Consider the following 21,767-nt stretch of genomic DNA (forward strand, 5'->3'; position numbering starts at 1 on the left):
GTTTTTCTCACCTCAGGCTACTTATCTTCCGCCGGCAGAAACATCGGGTCCCACGGATGAAGCTGTACAGGTTCAGTTTTGAGTATTTCAAGAACTTCGGATGAAATATATTCCTCGTGAATTACAACCCTGAACATATATTCATCAAACCACTGATCGGTCATGGTGATAAAACCTTCCTGGCCCTCTTCTTTGCCCCAGCTGTTTTCAAGAAGCCATTTTACGGGGGTTCCGCTTTTATCTGTCTCCATACCTACGAGTGTCATTCCGTGAGTGGAGCCGCTTGCTGACGCGAGAATACGCTCCTTTTTGTTCATGTCGAATTTAATTCCGTAAAGTGCTTCGTAATCGTTGTTCGAAAGGCTCAGAAGTCCTTCACTCCGGTTCAGCTGCTTTCCCACGTCACAGGAGAAATACATCGCCTCTTCATCTAAAAGAGACTCTCGGGCGAATTTCTTAATCTCCGCGTTTGGAAGATTTATATATGTCCAGTTGAATGCTTCAACCATGTCACGGTCATATTCTATCTCGTAGAGTTTATAATAGGGGCGGGTGGGATCGTTCATCAGCATCACGTAATCTTTAAGGTCAACGTCGATTGTTTCTCTGAAAAACTCAAGCGGGGTATATTTTTTAAGGTCACTGATATTACCGTCTTCATCTTTGTAACGCCATGTAAATTCCGCGGGCGGTTCACCAAGGTGATAGACAAGTAATTTGTAGATATCTATCAGCATTTCTTCTTTTGCTTCCCGAAGCTCTCTAATCTCTTTGCCCTTATTATGCATCTGGCGTAGCCGAACTCCGTCTTCGCGGAGTTTCTTTCTGAGAACGCTTCTCATCCTTTTAGTGTTTGAGCTGTGGTAGGTCTCGGGCATGACGCTTAAGGGGACAAGCCCGTATTTTTCTATTACGGCGACTGCCATGTTCCAGACTCCTCCGTCGCTTACGGGATGGTCAAAAAGCCATTCCACCTTTCTGTCCTTATAATCTTTGCCCCTTGTTTCTATGATCCCCTCGAGGAAAAGGTTGGCTTTTTCGAGCTGATCCCAGAAGAAGGAGTAGTTTTCTGAAAATTCAAAGCTATCCAGGTTGAATTTTTCCCTTACCTTCTGTCTGATTACATTTAAACTCGTAAACAACCAGCATCTGCCGGTTGATTTCTGATCTGTAATTCCTTTAACATCCAGCCTCACGGAAAAGTAATGATCGGTTTTACCGGCATTTAAGCGGCTGGGCAGAAGCTTTTTAATATCATTATTACTTATGGAATTGATTTTTCCCTCATCCTTTTCCAAGCCGCGCATTTTCTTAAGTAGAGTCGGGGAAATAGCTCCCTCCTCTTTTCCGGCGGCTTCGGCGGCAGAGGTTGAAATTAGTAACACGGCGGTAAATAGAAGTAACACGAGACTTCCCTTTTTCATTATTTCTCCTTTCAATGTTATCCCTGTTATTCCGAATTAAAATAGGATTTTACATCAGTTGATATATTCGGTCAAGACAGCAGTAACGCGAAGTCTGTTTTAATCGTGAAGCGAAAAAAGAATTAGGCTAAAGGGGAAGAATTGTTATAATTATTTTACAGCTTTACCGTAGGGGAAAGTTAAGCTCAAGTTTGTCCCGGTTAGTTTGCGGGCCTGTTATGGTTTTTGGCGGGAGGCATCGATGCTGAAAAGACGCTGGACGATGGTAATTTTCTTATTTCTGTTTTTCTTCGCGGATCTTTCTGCCTCAGAGAACGTTATTCATCATAAATTATCTCTTTCTATAGATCCAGCTGAGCATTTTATAGATGTTTCCGACAGAATGATTCTCCCTGAGGGGATCCTGTCACAACCTTTGACTTTCCTTCTTCTGTCCGACCTCGAGGTTGAATCCATGACCCCGGGTGTCACTTTTGAACTCGAAGGGCGCGGAGGGGCGGATGATATCGGAATGGACCGCGAAAATTTCGACAGACCCGGATTTACCAAAAACAGGTATAAGATTTTAATTGATGATATGCCTAGCGGAGATCTGGTTATCGACTTGGCATTCAGCGGGAGTATCAATTATCCGATAAAACAGCGGGGCTCTGAATACGCCAGGGGTTTCAGCAGAACTCCCGGAATTATCTCGGATAAAGGTGTTTATCTGTCGGGGTCCACATTCTGGGTGCCTTCATTCGGCAATAGACTGGTAACATTTGAGCTTACAGCATCGGTTCCGGACGGGTGGGATGTTGTAAGCCAGGGGGCCGGAATGCCCTGTGAGAATAAAGACGGAAGGACGGTTGTCCGCTGGGATTGCATGAAACCTATGGAGGAGATCTATCTGATCTCGGCCGAATTTTGTAAGTATTCGAGAACCGCCGGCGGAGTTGCTTTAATGGCTTTCCTCAGGACTCGCGACGAGAATCTCGCCCTGAAGTATATGGATACTACAGAACGGTATATGAAGATGTACAGTGAGTTGATCGGTCCTTATCCATATTCTAAGTTCGCCCTCGTGGAAAATTTCTGGGAGACGGGTTATGGAATGCCGTCCTTTACACTTCTGGGGGAAAAGGTAATCCGCTTTCCGTTCATACTTCATTCATCCTATCCACATGAACTTCTTCACAACTGGTGGGGCAACAGCGTTTACGTTGATTTCGCTAACGGCAACTGGTGCGAGGGGCTTACGGTTTATATGGCCGACCATCTGATCAAACAGCAGCGCGGGCTGGGAGCCCGATACAGACGGGAGAAGCTTCAGAGATACACCGATTATGTAAGCAGAGGAAATGATTTTCCCCTCTCCAGTTTTACCTCGCGGAGTGACGCTGCATCTGAGGCGGTAGGATATGGCAAAGGTATGATGATGTGGCACATGCTGAGGCAGAATATAGGAGACGAGCTCTTTATAGAGGGTGTAAGGGCTTTCTACCGAAGAGGCAAATTCAAATACGCCTCTTTCGATGATATACAAAAAGCATTCGAGTCTGTAACGGATAAAGATTTAGAGTATTTCTTCAGGCAGTGGGTCACCGGGACAGGAGCCCCGAAGCTGAGTCTTGCCGGAGTTAAAGCAAGACATAAAGGCGAAGATTATAATATAGAGATTAAACTGAAACAACGGCAGGAAGGTGAAGCTTATATTCTCGATATCCCGGTAGCAATTTCATTTAAGGAAAGAGTTGAAATTAAAAAGGTGAGAATGAGCCGGAAGGAAGAGGTATTTAGATATACTTTCAAAGACAGGCCTCTGTATTTGAGAGTCGATCCGAGCTTCGATCTGTTCCGCGAACTTGGCTATAATGAAATTCCGCCTTCTCTTTCGAGCGCGTACGGGTCTGAAAATATTCTCGTTATTCTACCTTCCGGCGCGGATCATGAGGATTTGGAAAATTACAACAACCTGGCCGGATTATGGGCCGAAGACAGTTCTTTGAATATTGAAATAACAGATGACGATCAGGTTGACGAACTGCCCCCTGACAGAGCGGTGTGGATCTTCGGCGTAAATAACAGCTGCAGAGATTTTGTCCAAACGGCACTGGAGGAATATGACGCTGAAATATCAGAGGAAACGGTAAAGATCGGAGGCATGAAGTTTGGATGTAACTCTAACAGCTTTGTAATTTCAGTGCGTCATCCGCGTAATCCCGCGATTTCTGTTGTATGGCTCACTGTGGCAGAAAGCGGAGCTGTCGAGGGATTGGCAAGAAAACTGCCGCATTACGGCAAGTACAGCTATTTAGTCTTCGAAGGGGTTCAGCCCACGAATATAGCCAAGGGCAGCTGGGATGTTGTTGATACTCCAATGGCCTCGGAAATTTCCTGGGACGGGGATCATAAGGGAAAAGGGTTTGCCGTGAAACTTCCTGAAAGGAAAGCGCTGGCAGAACTTGCTCCCGCCTTTTCTGCTGAGAGAATGAAGAGAGACATCGAATATCTGGCAAGCGATGAACTGGAGGGACGGGGCCTGGGATCCGAGGGGATAAGAAAGGCCTCGGTATATATAGCGGAGAGATTTGAGGAAGCGGGGCTTTCCCCTGCCGGAGATGACGGCACTTTCTTTCAGACCTTCGAGGGTGTGATAGATGCCGGGGGGAAGACTGGCAAAATCAGAAATATCATAGGATTTTTGCCCGGCGCGAATGAAGGATTAGAAAAGGAATCTGTTGTTATATGTGCTCATTACGATCATCTGGGATACGGCTGGCCCGATGTCCGAAAAGGTAATGAAGGGATGATTCACAATGGCGCGGATGACAACGCGAGCGGGGTGGCGGTGATGCTTGAGCTTGCCCGGCGGCTCGGAGAAAGCTTCAAGCCGGGGAGAAGTATTGTGTTTGCCGCGTTTACGGCTGAAGAGAACGGGCTTTTGGGCTCGAGGCATTATGTTGCCAACATGAAACAGTTTCCCGCTGAAAAATGCGCGGGTGTACTGAATCTGGACACCGTCGGGAGGCTCAGAGACGGGAAACTGCTAGTCCTGGGCAGCTCCAGCGCCCGTGAATGGAAACATATCTTTATGGGCTGCGGTTATGTTACGGGAGTTGAGGCGGAGATGGTGAGCAAGGACCTGGACGCGAGTGATCAGGTCAGTTTTCTTAAAGCAGGTGTTCCCGCTGTTCAGATTTTTTCCGGTCCTCACGGGGATTACCACAGGCCTACTGATACAGCAGAGAAAATTGATTATGCAGGCCTCGTAAAGGTAGCGGCATTTACAAGAGAGGCTGTTATTTATCTAACGGAAAGAGAAAACCGTCTGCTGTTTTCAGGCGGGAAGAAGCAGGATGCCAAGCGGCGTCATAGTGGGGGGAAACGTGCTGTTTCTACCGGATGTATGCCTGATTTTACTTTTAAAGGAGATGGAGTCAGGGTGGCCGGTGTTTCTGTGGATTCCCCGGCGGCAGAGGCGGGAATGAAGCAAGGGGACGTAATAATTCTTATTGGCGGCATCAGGGTAGCTGACCTAAGGGAATATTCTGCGGAGCTGAAGAAATACAAACCGGGAGACGCTGTCGAGATCACATTTATCCGAAAAGGTAGAAAGATAACTAAAACCATTGTCCTTTCTGAACGTTAGATATGATTTCTTTTAAACACGAAAGAATCCGGGTAGCTGCTGCAGCCGTTTGAACTTACCCTTGCTGTACGCGACGCCCTGGAAGAAGAACACCGGGTAGTTGAATTTACTCCCCGCGTATGGTGGTTTCCCGGCGGGTTCAGCCCGTTCGGCTCTGAAGCAGGGATTGACAGATACAACAGTAATATAACAGAAGAGAAAACAGGCGCGGTAGAAGACGAGGGCAAAAGCACTCGCCCGCGGAAGGGTTCACCCTTATCTGTCTGCGCTGGATTTCAGGTAAGGCATGAGAAGTGGAAGGAGAGAGGGGTTGACCACGGAGATTTCAGAAAGGAAGAGCTGCTTCCCTTTTGTCTTGTTCGATCCCGGATATCTTCAAGGCATATTCTTGAGGCCGGATACCTTGCGGACAAGTATGAATCGGAAAGGACTGGCAGTCTGGCCGGAGAATCCTCAAGATGGGAGAACAGGATTAAGCTGTCATGGGAATTCGTTTTCAGCGGCAAAAGCCGCCTCCGTGTTATCGAGACAGTAGACCTCGACCCTGAGGACTGGGGAGAGTTCTCCCTGCATGATCATTTTTTTGTGATGCTTCACGTCGCTTTTTAACTGACTAATTTATAAAGTTAAGCCGTAAAGAAATTTTCATCTTCACGGCTTGAGAATGGTTATATCGTAATGATTATATGTTTTCGGGGTAGTATTCCAGCACCCAGGCCTCTTTATTGATCTCTTTCTGTACCTTTCTGAGCACTTTAAACGCTTCTTTTTCCGTTCCGAATGACTGGTAGGTAACAGCGCTCATCCTTCCATCGAGAACGGGGAAAATTTTTGAGTTGTAACCTTTGCCTTTGAGCTTTTTGCTGTAATTTAGAGCGTTACTTGGTTTTTCAAAACAACCGAGTACGATATGATATTTTTCCCTGCCCGCGGGAGGAGTTTTTACCTTCGGCTCAACGCTTTCCTCCGCTGGTTCTGTTTTTTCCGGTTCACTTTCTTTTGAAATTTCTCCTGCGGGGGAAACTTCCTTTTCGAGAGTTTCTTTAATTTTTTCCTCTTTCCTGAAAGTGAGAATACTGTCAATTACGCCAATTCTTTCAATCGCGTGGCTGGCTGACGGGTCGATAAGGAGGGCGGCTTCGTAATCTTTCTTTGCCTTCAGGTACTCATTCTGCCTGAAAGATTTATTTGCTTTTGAAATCAGAGACTCGTATTCTGAATCGTCAGTCCCGGATTGATAATTTATGAACATAAATACAACAACCAATATAACAAGTACAGGCACAATCCAAATCAGGGCCTTTTTAATATTAATCGTACTGTTTGACTTTTTTTCATATTCAAACTTTTCCGGGGTGTGTTCTTCATCCATGATATGCCTCCTCTTAAAAACTGAAACGGCATTTTTAGTTAAAGCGGCCGGAGCCTGTTAAAAAGGGGCACTGTGCGGTGCTGATGATCTTAGTGGATGGACTGACCCTTTAGGTTGAACTGTATTTGATAAGTAGCGCCGCTGTCAACAAAAAACTGTCAAGCTCATCTTTCTGAGATTAAGCCCGAGGATTATTCTCCTTTTAATCACATTCATTCATTCCGAAGCTCTAAGAGTAAAATGATTGAGTTTTATTGAAGGATATGGTATAATCGATGCTTAATGAGTAAGTTGTGGGGAGAAAGTAGTGTATTATCCACGGGAGTCGGCCCCGCGGCAGCGGCATCTCATGGATTATTTCAGTGTCGAAGTGGACCTTCTGCATGTTCTTCCAGCCGTGGTTGTCAGATTTTGCCGGTCTGGGGAAAGGAGAAATTTAATGAAATCGAAGTTTGTTATTGTTTTATTCGCCGTGTTCTTTGTGGCGATTTTTACAATAGGAAGCGCGTATTCGCAGGAACCTATTGTGGCTCAGAAGAGGGTGTATAAGGCGCCGACCGGCGAAAACTTTGGATATATTCCGCCGCCGATGGACCTTAGCCACATCACACCCACCGAGCACCTGCTGGGAGCTGCTGCCAGTTCCTGGGACTGGAGAACGATGGGGGGAGTTACTTCCGTTAAAAATCAGAACCCTTACGGGACTTGTTGGTGTTTTGCCGCCTGCGGAGATCTCGAATCTAAAGTTCTAATTAATGAATCAGTTACCGCTGATTATTCCGAATTGAACATTCAGGCATGCAATCCGACGACCTATCATAATTGTGACGCTGGTGGTAACGCCTGGATTTCCAATAATTACCTTTCACTTTCAGGTTCCGTTAATGAAACGTGCGATCCCTATCCGGGAGGATGCCCGACGCCAACCTGCATTAACCCTTCCTGCACCTTCTTCAAACAGGTCCGGGAATGGAAGCTTATTCCCAATGATGTTACAGCAATAAAAAACGCCGTACAGGGATACGGACCGGTATATACATCTATGTACGCGAGTTTTTCCGGGTTCGGCACTTATGACGGAAGCTACTGTATTACATATTCAGGTACTGAAACTACAAATCATGCCGTTGTGATTGTGGGCTGGGATGACGATATGTGCAGCGGCAATGGCGCCTGGATTGTTAAGAATTCCTGGGGTACAAGCTGGGGCGATAACGGGTATTTCTATATCCAGTACGGATCCGCCAGTATAGGGCAAAACTCCACTGTTATCAGCCGCTATGTAAATTACGATTCAGATGAAACGATTTATTATTTTGATGAATGGGGCTGGTGGACTTCTGCCGGTTATGGAGACGGTAATGACTGGGGTCTTATGGAACTTACCCCATCCGGAGATAATGAATATCTTAAAAAGGTTTCTTTCTCAGCAACCGCCTCGGGCTGTTCATATACAATAAATGTCTATGACGATTTTTCGAGCGGATCGGTTTCAAATCTGCTTTCAGGCCCTGTCTCCGCCACTCTTTCGGAAGCGGGATATTATACCGTGGATCTGCCTTCTCCTCTTTCTCTTGCGTCAGGCGATCCTGTTTATATTGAGGTTGAATTCAACACCGGAAGCTACGCTTATCCTGTTCCCTACGACGATACTGGAACGATGGAGACGGACAAGTCATTTATCAGTAATGACGGCGTGTCGTATACAGCGCTTGACAATGGCAGTTATGCTATGGGTGATATAGCGATACGCGGTGTAGTCGAGGTTATAGAACCAACCGCGATGCCTCTATTGAATCCCGTTGTCCTTACGATTCTTGCGCTCGTATTAGTCCTGTCGGCAGCTTTCATAATCAGAAAGCGTGTCGAGGTAAAGGCATACAACGGCAAATAGACGCGTTGGCTTAAGTGTGTAGTATAAGCGGATTTTTTTAAGGCCGGCAGATTAATCCTGCCGGCCGTTTTTAGTAAGTCCAAAGGGAAAATCATTCTTTAATAAATTAACACATTTCTGCTACTATTGATTCTGAGTGTTTCAGAATATTTTATTTATATCCGGGATCTGTGCAGATAATGAACGCGACTGTAATAACAGCTGAAAGCTATTCGCGGCTCAGGGTGTTGCTTAAAGAAGAGATCGAACGCCGGAGCAAGTCAGATAAATTTTCTCCGATTAACATCCTCGTAAGATCAAATCTAGTGGCCGGGCAGCTTCAGTTATTTCTTTCAAGAAGACTGGGCGGAATTTTCAACGTTAGATTTATGACCTTCCCGGACCTTTTGACAAATATAGAAAACCTTTCAGGAATATATTCAAGCGGAAAATTGCCGGCCGGTTCGGAAAGGATTCTCCTTGAAGAGATCGTCTCTTCAGGATCTGTTCCGGACTATTTCAACGCGATAGCAGATACCGAGGGGTTTATCGATTTTCTTATTGGCACTTTTTCCGATCTTTCCGAGAGCGGCTGCACGGCGGGTATTGCATCTGAAATTATAAACGAGAAGGGAGGCGGGCTTCCCGAAAGGGTATTGGGGGTTCTGTCTCTCTACACTACTTTTAGAAAGAGGGTTCTTGCCTTGGGCCTGGACGTACACGCCCGCTTTGAAAGAGCGTGCGGGCTTGCCGGAAATGTCAAACTTAACGGGCCGCTCTATACCTACGGCTTTTACGATTTTAACGAGATGCAGCTGAGGCTTCTTATGGAAGCGGCGGTTAGAGGGAAGGTTTGCCTTTTTGTTCCCGCCGGCGAAGGGGGCAGATACAGATTCGCGGCGAAAACACTTAAGCGGCTGAAAAAGAGAGGGGCTGAGCTTTCGAGTTCAGGCTCTGATGACGGTTCCAAGGAATCTTCGACCCTTTTATTGGAAGCTTCGGATGAAGAGACGGAAGCGGCGGCGATTGTCCGGTTGATACTTAAGAAGATCAGAAGGGATAAAATACCTTTTAGGGATATCGCGGTTATTTACCCATCAGGTGGGAATTTTGCTCCTCTAAAAGAAGTGCTGGAGGATGCGTTGATACCGTTAGAACCTCCTATTGAAAGAAGCCGGGTTTTCCGTGCGGCAAATCTTCTTCTCGACCTTCTCTCCGGACCGGTAAAAAGAAAGAGGATGGTTGAATTTCTGATTTCCGCTCCTCTTGAGGTTCCTGCCGGCTTAGAGTCTGAATCTGATCCCTTTTCGCTCTGGGTGAAAAAGAGCGCCGAGTTTGGACTTACGGGAGAAGACGGCTGGGTAGAGGGAAACGGTAATTTGATTGATTTTCTTTCACGGGGGGAGGAGTCTCCGGATACAAAGGAGGCGGTTCTCTCGGCTAAAATAACAGGGGATATCTTAAAGCGTATAATGGACGTGAGGAAAACCTTTGAAGAAGAAAATGGCTGGCCGGGAATGTCCTCCCTCCTGTCGGTTCTATTCAGGGATATTTTCAAAGATGATAAGGAAGTAGACCAGCTGTGTATTGCCGTTGAAGGTCTTTCCCGGCTTGACCGCGTTTCTGACTCTGTGTCCTTTTCGCTTTTAGCGAAGACTGTCAAATCTCTTCTTCGCGGTCCGGGCGAACCGAGAGGCAAACTTTCAGGAGAAGGAATTAATCTGTTGACCCTGGATCAGGCAAGGGGACTTTCTTTTAAGACAGTTTTCCTGGCTGGATTGAACGATGAAAACATCCCGGGAGTAATCAGACAGGACCCGTTTCTTAAAGATACAGAAAGAGCGAAACTCAATGAAGCCGCGGGAGGAAAAATATTTCTTCAGAAGAAGACGGGAAGACTTGCCGAACTGGAACTTATTTTCACGCTGGCCGTCCAGTCCGCCGCGAGTGAATTGATCTGCAGCGCGCCTCTCTCTGACGCGTCTTCGGGGAATAAAAGGATAAAATCCTTCTTTCTGGAATCATTTGAGCGATCGTTAGATGTGTCTGGGAAGTGCGGGGTTGAGAAGAAAAAGGTCTTCAGAAAACAGATGCCGGAAAGGGTTGATGAGCTGCTTAGTATTGACGAATTTGACTATTCGAGGGCTCTTTCCTTCCGCGAATCAGGGGGGGGGAATATTCCGCCGGGAGACTTCTTTGCCAGGTCGATAGAAATGCTTAAAAACAGGCGGAACGAAAGTCGCTTTACTCCCTTTGACGGCGTCTTCGAATCTCGCGCGGCGAGAGCTTGCGTTCGTTCAATGCTGGAAAGAAAGGGCTATTTATTTTCAGCGACATCGCTGGAAAGATACGCTAAGTGCCCCTTTTCCTTTCTGATGAATAATGTCCTTCAGGTTGAATCGCTTGAGGAACCGGAAACGATAATCGGCATTAATCCGATGCAAAGAGGGTTTATAGTTCACGAGCTGCTCGAGCGGTTTTACAGAAACCTGGCCGAAAAAGATCTACTTCCCGTTAAAAGAGATAAATGGGAGCTGATATGGAAGGTTTTCAAGGAAACGGCAGACAAAATATTTGGGTGGTATTCAAGAAATCGGCCGGTAGGCCTGGAATTGTTGTGGGAAATGGAGAAGGGCAAGATAGAACGTTCCGTAAATATATTTCTCGAAAAGGAACTGGATGAAAAGGGGGAGTACACGCCCGTTTTATTTGAAAAACCGTTTTCTTTAAGCCCGGATGACATCGAATTAATCCTGCCCGGGAATAAGAGGAAAGTCGGATTCAGAGGCAGAATCGACAGAATAGACTTCATGGGAAATGAATCTTTTAGAGTAATCGACTATAAAACAGGGAGTTTAGAGGGTAAAAAAAATAATACTCTAAGGGGAGGCGACTATCTTCAGCTTCCAGTGTATCTTTTAGGGGCTTCGAGTATTTCGGGACGTCCTTTAGAGACGGGCATAGCGGAGTACAGAGCGGTTAACACAAAAGGGAAAAAAAGCGCGGTGCGGTTCGATGGGGAGAGACTGGCGGAGATGAAAACCGAATTTGAAGAGATCTTAGATACTATCGTAAGCGGTATAGAAAAGGGGCTCTTCTTCGCCGTTCCTTCGAAGGATAATTGCAAGTACTGTTCTGCCGCTTCTGTATGTCCGGCCGGCAAGGAGTCGATTTTCAAGAGAAAGGCCGGTTTTGATGGCAGGTGCAGGGACTATTTGGAGATGAAAGGATTGATTCAAGGTAAAAAATGACAGGTGGTAATGAGCAAACTCTGGTTGATCAGGCTCAAAGAGAAAGAGCCGAAGAAGCGGTAGATGAATCTCTGTGTCTTGAGGCTGGAGCGGGAACGGGGAAAACGACTCTACTGGTCAACCGCTATCTTTCGATTCTAAAGAAGGGGCGGGCAAAATGCACAGAGATTGTCGCTATTACTTTCACGGATAAAGCTGCCGCGGAGATGAAGACAAGGCTCCGAAGAGAAATATCGGAATTGACCCGGTCAGCTGGAGATGACAGCTTCGAGCTTGAAGAAAGTCTTGTTGATCTGGAAAGGGCTCCAATATCCACAATCCATTCGTTTGCCTCTTCAATTTTGAGAGATTTTCCCGCGGAAGCGGGAATAGATCCCGATTTTTCAATGCTCACAGACCCGGATGATTCTTTGTTTCTGGAGGAATGCTGGCAGGATTTCCTCTCCTCTACCTCATATCCGAAAGATTATTTCCCTAAGCGTTTCCTGAATGTGGGAGGGGGAGTTGATAAATTAAAGGAACTTGCCTTTGCTTTTTACCACAGCCGTTCAGAGCGTCATGTAGAGGGTATTCTCGGAAAAGAGGATGAAAAGGAAACTGCAAAAGAGAAAAGCAGCTTAAAAGGAAGGCGGAACCTGACAGATATTGAAACATTTTACCAGGATTTAAATAAGTATGCGGATATGCTCTCAAGTTATATCCGTAATCATTGCACGAACCATAAAGACAATGGATTTATAGAAATAGAAGCGTTCCTCGGGAAGTTTGAGGTGGCGCGTCATTTGGAGGGGGAGAGTCTGGAAGACTTCCTTCTGCTTTTGGATCTGCCAAAGGCAAAAGGGGCTAAGAAGAACTTCGATCCGCCGGAGATATGTACAGAACAGAAAAAAGCCGTCAAGGAAATGGCGGCGCTTCAGAGAGAATACCGGAAGATTTTCATGGATAGGACAGCGGAAGGTCTTACAGGCTGGTTTGTAGAATTTATTGAATACGTAAAAGAACGCAAAAAGGCTGAAGGGGTCCTTGACTTTGACGATCTTTTGATAGAGACGAGGAAACTTCTTGATAACGATGAAGTTCTCGATCTTCTTAAGGGGCGGTATCGCTATATTCTCGTTGACGAGTTTCAGGATACCGACTCTCTGCAGGCTGAGATTGTTTTTTTGCTCGGAGGCATGAATAGAGACGGGAAGTTTTGCCGGCGTCACGGCCCTTCGAGTTTATTTATTGTGGGAGACCCGAAGCAGAGTATTTACAGATTCAGGAAAGCGGACATTGAGGTTTATGAAAATGTAAAAAGGCATTTTATAGAAGAGGGTTCATACCTTAAGATAACCCAGAATTTCAGGTCTGGAAGAGATATTATAGAATGGATAAACGCTTCCTTTTCAGCTTTGATAAGGAAACCCGAAAGGGGCGGGTATCAACCCGCCTATGAAGCTATCGAAGCCCACAGAAGAGATGCCGGCACAGAAGTAATCCTGCTGGACCTTGAATACGGCGATAAAAAGATGAATGCTGACGGGCTGCGGGCTCTGGAAGGCGATGGTGTGGCCAGATTCATCAAAGAGATTATTTCTGAGGAGCGGATTGTAAGAGATGTTAATACGAAGGAGTTCCGTCCCGTAAAATACAGTGATATTGCTTTGATCTACCGGGGAAGTACAGGTCTGGAAAATTATGAGGAACCCCTTCGTTTAGAGGGAATTCCGTATATTGTGGAAGGGGGCGGTCTTTTTTATAAGAGGCAGGAAATCCGGGATCTTTCCATGGCGATGTGGGCGATCGAAGATCCGTTCGATTCTATAGCTCTGGTTTCAATCCTTCGTTCATCCCTTTTCGGGTTCAGTGACGAAGAAATATATTTGTTCAGGGAAAACGGGGGGGAGCTGAATTATCTGTCCGGCGGGGCCGCTGAAGATTCCGGATTTAAAGATATAGGGGAAGCTTTTAAAGTTCTTTCCGATCTGCACGAGGGCCGGAATGAGATAGGAGCTTCCGCGACTATGAAAGATCTGTTGCGAAGGACAAATTATAGAGAGGTTTCTCTTTTCAGGCCGCACGGATATCAGAGGGTCGCCAATATCAAAAAAGCCGTCAGGAGAGCCCGCGATTTTGATAACTCCCTCCGTTCATTCAGATCTTTTGCCGGATGGTTCAAAGATCAGTGGTTGTCCGAAACCAGAGAGGGAGAATCATCCCTTGTCGATGAAGATGAAAACGCGGTCAGGCTGACAAGCGTTCATAAATCAAAGGGTTTGCAGTTTCCGGTAGTAATAATGATAAACCTGCTTCAGGAAATAAAACACAGGAATAAGATTTTAATCGACCGGGGTAGAAAGATAGATTTCAGTTTGAGAGACAATTGGAATACAAGTGAATTCGAAAAGAGCTTTGAAAGGGACGTGCTGAAGGAAAACGCTGAAAACCTGAGACTTCTATATGTGGCTTCCACGAGGAGCGGCGACCTTCTTGTAATCCCCGAAGTCCCTAAGAAGAAGAGCTATTTTCAGCTTCTCAAAAACAATCTTCCAACGGGGTCTGATTACGAAGCGGATGATCCTGATATTGGAGAATCCGCGGGCGATGATCAGAAGGGGGAAAACAGGTTCAAGGAGGCAAAAGAACTTGTCACGAGGCTTTCCGTATCGACCCTTCCTCTTTTGAGTGATGTTGTAAAGCCGTTTGCCCGGATAGATAAGACAGATAAAAGGTCAAGAAGCAAGAGCCGCGGGGAAAAGGAAGAATGGATTGAAGGGAGAAAAAGACTTATCGATAATGCCGCGTCCGTTCCCTTGACAATCACTCCGTCATCTTTAAAAGATGTAGAAAGGATGATCCGTCATTCCCCTCCGGAGTCAGAAAGCAGGATATATAGTAAAGAAGGATCCGGCAATGCGGCGGATTTCGGGCTTGCTTTTCACCGTTTGATGGAAATCGCCGACTTTAACGCCCCGGAAGATATTGAAAAACTGGCCGAAGCTGTGTCGGTCGAATTCGGTCTGCCGGGCAAAAAAGATGACCTTGCTTCTCTCGCCTCGAAGGCTTTGTCGTCGAATTTGATAGAGGCGGCCCTGAATTCGGAAAGAATACTCCGCGAAGTGCCGTTTTCGGTTCCGGTTAGAGGGAAATCCGCGAAAGATGATTTAAGAGAAATGTTTATTAACGGAAGGGTTGATCTGTTGTTTTATTCAGCGGGGGTGTGGACAGCTGTTGATTATAAGACAGATAACATCAGGGACCCTGAAAAAAGATTTAAAAATTACCGGGGTCAGGGGGCTCTCTACGCGCTGGCCCTCGGCAGGATCGGAATTGAGCTTCGAGGCGGCGTAATATTCTACTTTGTCCGGCCGGATAAGGAAATAAAACTGGAAATTGAAGATATCAGTGAAGATGACTTATTGTCTTTCGGAGTTTCGATAAATAAATCTGTATAGCAGCCGGGTAGATATTGGAGCGTAAATCTAAGGCGTCATAATAATACCGGTTATCAATTTATATATTGTGCTGCTGAAGTCGAAGGGACAGCAACCCGGGTGTAGAGTAGGCAGAAGAACTTAACCCCATCCGTGCTGCTTTTCGGCAAAGAGAGGAAAAATTGAACAAAACTATCAGAGGAATAATCCTGCATGTTTTCTTTGCCGGCGGGTTGATTTTTCTGGTTATAGGTGGACCTGGTTATAACGCGGCCAGATCTATTAGGGATGGCTGGGATCTGGGTCACGCGGTCCTTTTTATTTTATTTACTTATATTCTCTATCGGGATTGGAAGAAATTTGCAGATAAAGCCCTGATATCACAATGGGTCTTAGTATTATCATTTACCGCTTTACTTGCCGCGGCAACGGAAGGAATTCAATATTTTGTAGGCCGGCAGTTTGACCTCCTCGATATACTCAGAGATTTATCCGGCAGCGCGATAGGCATGCTGCTTTTGGGGAAAGTTAGTGCCGGCGGCAAAAAAGCGGGGAGGTTGATGGGTGTTCTTTTAATTACCATTCTCGCGATAATTACAGCACGACCCTTTCTTGTTTCAATAGCGGATGAATACATTGCGGCGAGACAATTCCCGGTGCTTGCAAACTTTGAGACACCGTTTGAAATTGGCCGCTGGAGGGCTGATGGAGAGATATCGATTTCCGGTAATATTTCGCGCGGCGGGGATTCTTCATTAAAAATAGAATTTACAACAAAAACATATTCCCCTGTTACTATGAAGTATTCTCTGGGGAAATGGGAAGAGTACGACACGCTGAAGTTTTCGTTTTGCAATCCTGATACGGCGGATTTAAAAGTGGCCTGCCGCGTTCACGATAACAAGCATATAAAACATGGAAACGCGTATTTGGATCGTTTCAATCGTTCTTTTATTCTGAAAGGCGGATGGAATACTTTTGCTATCCCCGTCTGCGACCTGCGGAATGCCCCTTCAACCAGAAAAATGAACTTGAATAGGATAGAAGAAATCTCATTTTTCAGCATGTCCCTTCCGGTGCCTAGAACTGTTTACCTCGATGATGTTTTATTAATAAAAAGAGAGAATCGCGGGGGAAATTAAAATTGGGGAAACTCCAATACTATAGAAAGGATTGCTAAATATGAATATTTCGTTTGTTCGCGCCTTGACAGCCGCTTAGCCTTATTTACAGCTTTTTTAGTTTTTCAGAAAGGGTTTTTGCCACCTTTTTTCCTGAAAGGAGCATGCCTCCGAATATGGGGCCCATTCGGTATGAACCGAACACTGCGTTCGCGCACATACCCGCAATAAATACATTAGGAAAGACTTCGCGTGTATTTTCAAGTGTTGTTTGTTCGGCTCTGTCGGCCCACATGGATTGCTCCCCTTCCACTTTTCCAGACGGAGTCATAAGTCTTGAATCAACCTTGTTTTCGATTATCCTTATTACTTCAGCCGGATGGCCTGTGGCGTCAACGATATATTTTGACTCGATCGTAAGCGGGTCTACGTGCAGTCCCGCCATTTCGACCGAGGACCAGTTGATCACTATCCCGGCGGCTTTATTATCTTTAAGCATTATATCTTCCGCCATGATCAGGTTGAAGATTTTAGCTCCATTCTTAACCGCGGCGGCACCGATTGAGCAAACCGCTTCTATTGAATCCGCGGTATAGTATCCTTCCGAGAAGGGAGTGGTTTTAACACCAAATTCATCAAGAACTTCCCTGCCTTCTTCCTGAACTACTATCTCGTTCATCATCATGCCCCCGCCCCACATTCCTCCTCCGATACTGAGCTTTCTCTCAATGACTATTGTTTTAAAATTAGCTGCCGCGAGATCTGAAGCCGCGACCAGACCTGAAGGACCGGCACCTACAATAACGACGTCACAATTTAGTGAGTCCAGAAGCTTGTTGGTGTAAGTCTTTATTATAGCTTCGGTTACTATTTTCTCATCCAATGGCATTTCGTTTCTCCTTAGAATTCAGGACATATTAAGGGTGATGATGATTTTAGATCTACTTTTTATTCATTATATTACTGCAATTTCTCTACATCTGCTTTATTTCTTAACCAATCTGACTATCGAGGTCAAGACTATTCTTTTTATAGGATTAAAATTAAGCAGGGGTTGACCATTTTTAATTTGTCCCGTATAATGAGTTTCCTTAAATAGAAACAGAAGGCGTTTTATGTATTGAATGTATTTGATACGGTTTTAAACATGAATAAGCGTCAGACGGTTAGCATCTGTGCTGGCGAAAACTTGAAGGAGGTAGGGTAGATGTCATTAAATGAACTTAAACCGGCTAAGCTCTGGGAACATTTCGGGAAAATATGCGAAATTCCGCATTGTTCAGGTAATGAAGAAGAACTTGGCAATTATCTATTATCATTTGCCAAAGAAAAAGGCCTTGAAGCTGAAAAAGATGCGGCGGGCAACGTTGTAATCCGCGTACCGGCTACTGAGGGACATGAAGATGCGCCTGTAGTCGTTCTCCAGGGGCATCTTGATATGGTTTGTGAAAAAGACAACGATGCGGATCATGACTTCGCGAAAGATACAATCAAGACTGAAATCGACGGCGACTGGCTTACGGCTAAGGGTACGACACTGGGAGCTGACAATGGTGTCGGAGTAGCGGCGGCGCTTGCAGTAATTGATGAAGATGTTACTCACGGTCCTCTGGAGATACTCTCCACTGTAAGTGAGGAAGTTGGATTAATCGGCGCGGGCAAATTGGAGCCCGGATTCCTCAAGGGAAAGACATTGATGAATCTGGATAGCGAAGAGTTAGGAGCCGCTTATATCGGCTGTGCCGGAGGTGGTGACAGTGTTCTTAGACTGCCGCTTGAAAAAACCGATACACCGTCTGATTTGAAAGGAGTCTCTATAAGAGTAACGGGGCTTCGCGGAGGACACTCAGGAATAGATATTATTGAACAGAGGGGTAACGGTATTAAAATACTCACGAGGATCCTTTCAAAGATTTTCTGTGAGAAGGAAATCAGCATAACTTCCATTGAAGGCGGGAAGATGAGGAATGCCATTCCGAGGGAAGCGGTTGCTTTGGTAGCAGCTCAGAGCTCGGATATTGGAGAAATTGAAAAGATAGCTAAGAGCGAAGTTGAAACTATAGCTATAGAATTGGGGGGGCGCGAGAAGGGTCTTAAAGTCGTCGTCTCTTCAGAGGAGGCTCCTGATAAGGTTGTAACGAAGGAATCACAAAAAACTCTTCTTGACCTTCTGACTGCTCTTCCTCACGGCATCGAGGCTATGAACTATGATATAGAAGGGCTTGTGGAGACGTCAACCAACCTCGCAACCATTAAGATGGATGATAATACGGCCGTTATAGGTACATCAACACGAAGCTCGATTATCACAGCTTTAAACGCCCTGAGCGCGCGAATAGGCGCCGTCGGACGTCTTGCCGGTGCCGAAGTTCAGGAGGAAGCGCCTTATCCGGGGTGGATGCCTGATCTTGATTCAAAGATCCTCGGTGTAGTAAAAGATGTACATAAAAGGGAATTTGGAGAGGAGCCCGAGATGAAAGCTATTCACGCCGGTCTGGAATGCGGAATAATCGGCGAGAAATTCCCGGGTATGGATATGGTTTCATTCGGCCCGTGGATAGAGCACCCTCATTCACCGGAAGAGAGAGTTAACATCCCTTCCGTTGAGTCATTCTGGAAGCTTCTCACCGCGGTGCTCGAAGAAATGGCATAGAGATATAACGGAATTTAAGATGAATTATTGCCTTGCCGGAGTCCGGATTTGCCGCCGGTACTCCGGCAATACGGCGATTATTCCGGGTTGGTTGTCATTAGGTTTACAGAGAGTACGACAGGTGTTTATTGTTGAAACTTAAGGGCTTGACTTTGTTCTTTGAGTTATTATTATTATTTAAAATTACATTAAAGGGATGTGGCTCAATTGGCAGAGCATCGGTCTCCAAAACCGGCGGTTGCAGGTTCGAGTCCTGCCATCCCTACTTTTTATTATCTCTTCCATTGGATTTAAATTTGAAAAGGATATGAGGAGGTAGTGAATGCCAAAAAAGAGGGTCACCAGCGGTATGCGGCCTACAGGCAGTCTCCACCTGGGGAATCTACTGGGAGCGCTTGACAATTGGGTTTCCCTGCAGGATGAATATGACTGTTATTTTTTCATAGTTGACTGGCATTCTCTAACGACGCCTGGAGGCGGCGGCGCTGTTGGATATGAAAATCTTGATGGTTTGAGAGATAATATCAATGAAATAGCGATAGACTGGGTTTCGGCGGGCCTCGATCCGGACAAATGTTCCATCTTTGTTCAGTCCTTTGTTCCTGAAGTAGCGGAACTCAACTTGATTTTTTCAATGGTTACGCCTCTCGGCTGGTTGGAACGCAATCCTACATACAAAGATATGGTAAAGAATTACGGGATAGAATCTCCGAGCTACGGACTACTTGGATATCCAACACTGCAGTCCGCGGACATTCTTCTCTATAAGGGAGATTTAGTGCCCGTTGGGAAAGATCAGGAAGCTCATATCAATATGACAAAAGATCTGGCCGCCAGATTCAACAATCTCTACGGCAGGGATGTCTTTCCCCTCACAAAATCACTTCTTACCAAAGTTCCGAAAGTGCCTGGAATTGACAGCGTAGATAAGAAGATGAGTAAGAGCTCCGGGAATCATATAGCTCTTTCCCTCGGGGAGGAAGAAACCACTAAAAAGATTAAGAGCATGTTTACAGACCCCGTTAAGATAAGGAAAGATGACGCCGGCCATCCTGACGGATGTGTTGTCTTCGCGTTTCACAAAATATATAACAATGAAAATCTCGGCGGTATACGTTCCGAGTGCGAAGCGGGCGAAAGAGGATGCGTTGACTGCAAAATGCAGCTCGCGGCTAAAATGAATGAAGCGCTGCGCCCGATAAGAGAAAAAAGAAAATACTTTGAACAAAAACCGGAAATAATCACCGATATTTTAGAATCCGGCGCGTCCAATGCCCGCCGGATAGCTGCAGGGACACTTGAAGAAGTAAAAGAAGCTATGAAACTTCCAATCAGGAGGGGTGTTTAATGTCGGAGGCTATAGACTTTTTCATTTCTGAATTCAAAGATAAGATAAACAAAAAAAATAAGCCCGGCCGTTATTTCAGGCCTCGTCCCTATCGAAACGCGTCGGTCCGCTTCAGAAATTGTTCAATTGAAAATTTTGAAAAAAGGCGCGACCTTCTCGAAGGTGAAGCCGGACTGAACCCGTTTATATTCCGGTCTGATATGATCCCGGGTTGCGATCTGCTCTCCGATTCAGGCACTACCACAATGACAATGAGACAGTGGGCGGCGATGTTTCTGGGAGATGAGGCTTATGGCTCCAACGAGGGATATTTTGAACTTAAGAATCAGATTCCTGAGACTTTCGGCGAGGATTGGAAATGTGACGCAAGTTGTAAGTCGGGAGGAAATCTGTTTATTTTCCACCAGGGCAGGGCCGCGGAAAACGCCCTGTTTACTGTTTTGAAGCGTTTGATCACAAGTAAGGGAAAAACTAAACTGTCGAACGGTCTTCTGCCTAAATTAAAGAAACGTATTAAATCAAATTTACTAAGTGTCAGGCCCGGAGCAGACCGGTCGTCTGGTCCTTTGGTTATCATTCCGAGCAATTCGCATTTTGACACAACACAGGGCAATATTGAGGATAAAGGAATGGTCCCTGTAAACCTGCCTTGCCCGGAGCATCTGACAGACAGCCGCGGCAGTCACTTCAGGGGAAATATGGATACCGACGAGATCGAAAATTTACTGGAAAATGAAGGAGACAGGATCCCGCTTGTATATCTGACCATTACTAACAACACAGCCGGCGGGCAGCCGGTTTCCATGGCTAATATTAAAAAGATTCGAGAAACAACCGACCGTTTTAATATACCATTCTTCTTTGATGCCTGCAGATTTGCCGAGAACGCGTGGTTTATCAAAAAACATGAAGAGGGCTACTCTGGAAAGCGTATTTCTGAAATAGTGCATGAGATGTTCGGCTATGTTGACGGTTTTCATATCAGCTTGAAAAAGGATGGTCTTGTTAATATGGGTGGAGCGGTTGTTCTGAAGGAGGGTGGACGGTTTACAGAAAAATATCCTGATTTTAAAGAAGAATTAACAAACTATCAAATAATGACAGAAGGGCATCCCACATACGGGGGGCTTGCCGGAAGAGATCTTAAGGCGATTGTTGAGGGGCTGAGGGTTGTGATAAGACAGGATTATCTGGATATGAGAATAAACCAGGTAAAAAGACTTGCCGATAGACTTACCGCGGACGGAATCCCCATAATTGAACCCGCGGGCGGGCACGCTGTATATATTAATATCGACAAATTTTTTGATGGAATTAAGACTGAAGATTTTATGGGAATTTCCATAGCGGCACTTCTTTTGATTGCCGGACATAGAGTTTGTGAACTGGGCACTTACGCCTTCGGACGATACAAGAACGGAAAAGAGCTTCCGCCGGATCCGAGAGTAAATTATGTAAGAGCGGCTGTTCCCCGCCTTGCTTATGAGGATGCCGATCTGATGGCTTTCGCTGAAGCCGTAAAAGTCCTTTTTGCCGGCAGGGACCGTGTACCCGGTGTTAATGTCGAGTATGGACGCGATTTGCCTCTGCGGCATTTTAAAAGCAGATTTTCATTTAAAAAGTAGAGATTGTGGAATTTTTTTTATTCCCTCCTGCTGTAATTCATCTTCAGACCTTA

At 45.7% G+C, this 21,767-nt stretch carries 11 protein-coding genes and 1 tRNA gene; 9 read left to right on the plus strand and 3 right to left on the minus strand.

Annotation, left to right across the window (positions count from 1 at the left end):
* Nucleotides 1-17 precede the first annotated feature (17 nt).
* Nucleotides 18-1,424, minus strand: a complete 1,407-nt coding sequence (locus U5O15_00205; GenBank protein ID MDZ7859084.1) for a C1 family peptidase — start codon at nucleotides 1,422-1,424, stop codon at nucleotides 18-20.
* A gap of 241 nt (nucleotides 1,425-1,665) precedes the next feature.
* Here U5O15_00205 and U5O15_00210 point away from each other — a divergent pair, with 241 nt between their 5' ends.
* Nucleotides 1,666-5,055 (plus strand): M20/M25/M40 family metallo-hydrolase, encoded by a 3,390-nt coding sequence (locus U5O15_00210; protein MDZ7859085.1) that lies wholly within the window; start codon nucleotides 1,666-1,668, stop codon nucleotides 5,053-5,055.
* Between the two features lie 682 nt (nucleotides 5,056-5,737).
* On the opposite strand, the gene U5O15_00215 is transcribed toward U5O15_00210, so the two are convergent.
* The gene (locus tag U5O15_00215; protein MDZ7859086.1) at nucleotides 5,738-6,427 is read right to left on the minus strand and encodes an SPOR domain-containing protein; all 690 of its coding nucleotides are present in this window, start codon (nucleotides 6,425-6,427) and stop codon (nucleotides 5,738-5,740) included.
* 439 nt (nucleotides 6,428-6,866) lie between these two features.
* Here U5O15_00215 and U5O15_00220 point away from each other — a divergent pair, with 439 nt between their 5' ends.
* From U5O15_00220 to U5O15_00235, 4 genes are all read left to right on the plus strand, one after another.
* Nucleotides 6,867-8,321, plus strand: coding sequence for a C1 family peptidase (locus U5O15_00220; GenBank protein MDZ7859087.1), 1,455 nt, complete (start codon nucleotides 6,867-6,869; stop codon nucleotides 8,319-8,321).
* 179 nt (nucleotides 8,322-8,500) lie between these two features.
* A complete protein-coding gene (locus U5O15_00225) occupies nucleotides 8,501-11,551 on the plus strand; it encodes a PD-(D/E)XK nuclease family protein (protein MDZ7859088.1) in 3,051 nt (1,016 codons plus the stop codon).
* Nucleotides 11,548-14,988 carry a UvrD-helicase domain-containing protein gene (locus U5O15_00230; protein ID MDZ7859089.1) on the plus strand — a complete coding sequence of 1,147 codons (3,441 nt, stop codon included), beginning with the start codon at nucleotides 11,548-11,550 and terminating at the stop codon, nucleotides 14,986-14,988. Before U5O15_00225 ends, U5O15_00230 begins: the two co-directional genes overlap by 4 nt.
* Nucleotides 14,989-15,149: 161 nt before the next feature.
* Entirely contained in the window at nucleotides 15,150-16,109 is a 960-nt protein-coding gene (locus tag U5O15_00235) for a VanZ family protein (GenBank protein MDZ7859090.1), read from the plus strand.
* A gap of 85 nt (nucleotides 16,110-16,194) precedes the next feature.
* Here U5O15_00235 and U5O15_00240 read toward each other — a convergent pair whose 3' ends face one another.
* Nucleotides 16,195-16,977, minus strand: a complete 783-nt coding sequence (locus U5O15_00240; GenBank protein MDZ7859091.1) for a sulfide-dependent adenosine diphosphate thiazole synthase — start codon at nucleotides 16,975-16,977, stop codon at nucleotides 16,195-16,197.
* Between the two features lie 318 nt (nucleotides 16,978-17,295).
* Here U5O15_00240 and U5O15_00245 point away from each other — a divergent pair, with 318 nt between their 5' ends.
* The 4 genes from U5O15_00245 to U5O15_00260 all read left to right on the plus strand — a co-directional run bounded on the left by U5O15_00245 (nucleotide 17,296) and on the right by U5O15_00260 (nucleotide 21,714).
* Nucleotides 17,296-18,741 carry an aminoacyl-histidine dipeptidase gene (locus U5O15_00245; protein MDZ7859092.1) on the plus strand — a complete coding sequence of 482 codons (1,446 nt, stop codon included), beginning with the start codon at nucleotides 17,296-17,298 and terminating at the stop codon, nucleotides 18,739-18,741.
* A 192-nt stretch (nucleotides 18,742-18,933) separates the two neighbouring features.
* Nucleotides 18,934-19,006: transfer RNA gene (locus U5O15_00250), tRNA-Trp, on the plus strand.
* A gap of 57 nt (nucleotides 19,007-19,063) precedes the next feature.
* Nucleotides 19,064-20,089: a tryptophan--tRNA ligase gene (gene trpS, locus U5O15_00255; protein MDZ7859093.1), complete on the plus strand. Its 1,026-nt coding sequence runs from the start codon at nucleotides 19,064-19,066 to the stop codon at nucleotides 20,087-20,089.
* Complete coding sequence (locus U5O15_00260; GenBank protein MDZ7859094.1) at nucleotides 20,089-21,714, plus strand: tryptophanase; 1,626 nt, start codon at nucleotides 20,089-20,091, stop codon at nucleotides 21,712-21,714. Before trpS ends, U5O15_00260 begins: the two co-directional genes overlap by 1 nt.
* The last annotated feature ends 53 nt before the right edge of the window (nucleotides 21,715-21,767 follow it).

The sequence above is a fragment of the Candidatus Krumholzibacteriota bacterium genome (assembly GCA_034520215.1).
Taxonomy (GTDB): domain Bacteria; phylum Krumholzibacteriota; class Krumholzibacteriia; order Krumholzibacteriales; family WJIX01; genus JAGHBT01.